General features: G+C 58.2%; 1 protein-coding gene. It reads right to left on the bottom strand.

Translation table 11 applies throughout. The annotated features are described in order from the left end of the window. Positions 1-42: 42 nt before the first annotated feature. Positions 43-1178, bottom strand: a protein-coding gene (locus KHO30_RS39050) for an IS3 family transposase (RefSeq protein WP_234487248.1) whose coding sequence is annotated in 2 segments (ribosomal slippage) — positions 43-920 and positions 920-1178 — 1137 coding nt in all. Because the reading frame shifts where the segments join, the coding sequence is not laid out codon by codon here. Positions 1179-1239: the final 61 nt, after the last annotated feature.

Here is a 1239-nt window from a genome sequence, read left to right as displayed (position 1 = left end):
TGTAGTGGTCAAGTAAACCTGGACACCCGGAAAGGGGAATATTTAAAAAAGTGAAGCTTCGCATCGTGCCGGCGGCTGACCGCCTGCTGCCGAATGGATGCGACGGTAGTTATAAAAGTCGTCGATGTAGACCCCGATGTCGTGTTCGGCGTGCGCGTGATCGGGGTACCCTTTCTCGTCGATCCATTCGCTTTTCAGGCTTCTAAAGAAACGCTCCACCGGTGCGTTATCCCAGCAATTCCCCTTCCTGCTCATGCTCTGAACGATGCCGTTTGCCTTCAGTTCGTTCACGAAGTGCGCGCTGGTGTACTGGCATCCCTGATCCGAGTGGAACATCACTCCTGGCGGCGGACGTCTCTGGTCGCTCGCCTGCTGCAAAGCCCGGATGACCAGTGCTGTATCAGGTAGCAGCGCGAACGCCCAGCCGACGATACGGCGCGAATACAGGTCCATCACGATGGCCAGATACGACCAGCCCTGAAGGGTTCTCACATAAGTAATATCTCCTGCCCACACCTGGTTGATGGACGGCGGCTCGAAGTTACGCGCCAGCAGATTCGGCGCCACCAGCGCCTCACCATTGCTCTTCTGATAGCGGTGCGTGCGCTTTCTGGTAACCACCAGCTGCGCGCGGTGCATCAACGTGCGGGCTCGATAGCGCCCCACCTCGTGACCACGCCTTTGAAGCTCGTGCGACATCCTTCGGCTGCCATAACTGCAGCGGGTTTCGCGATGAATTTCACGCGCAGCGGCGATCTGCGGGCAGGGCGTTAGGCTAGCCGACGGGCGCGCCGCGAACGCGTAATAGCTGCTGCGCGCCACTTTCATCACCTCACACATCACCCTCACAGGCCAGGCCTTCTTCAGTGACTGGATCACTTCGAGAAGCGATCCATTTCCTTGACGAAGAAGGCCGTAGACTTTTTTAGAATGTCGCGTTCCCTCTCGAGATCAGCGACCTTCGCCTCGAGCTCGCGAATGCGACGCGCGTCGGTCTCGATCTCTATCGCTGTGCGCGGCGGTTTGGCCTGCTCCTCGCGCCACCGCGCGACCCAGCGACGCAACGCCGTGTCGCCAACGCCCAGCGCTTCGCAGGCCTGCGAGTATGAATAGCCCTTGCTGACCACCAGCTGGACTGCTTCTGCCTTGAATTCTTCAGGAATGTTCCGTCTGCTCATTTCTCACCTCAGTTGGAGAATTATCCCCTTTAGAGGTGTCCAGGTTCATTGAACCACTACA

Origin of the sequence: Paraburkholderia aspalathi (assembly GCF_905220735.1) — a bacterium.
In the GTDB taxonomy this organism is placed as follows: domain Bacteria; phylum Pseudomonadota; class Gammaproteobacteria; order Burkholderiales; family Burkholderiaceae; genus Paraburkholderia; species Paraburkholderia aspalathi.
Note: the sequence above shows the minus strand (reverse complement) of the source record. Positions and strands in the feature narration are given on the sequence as shown.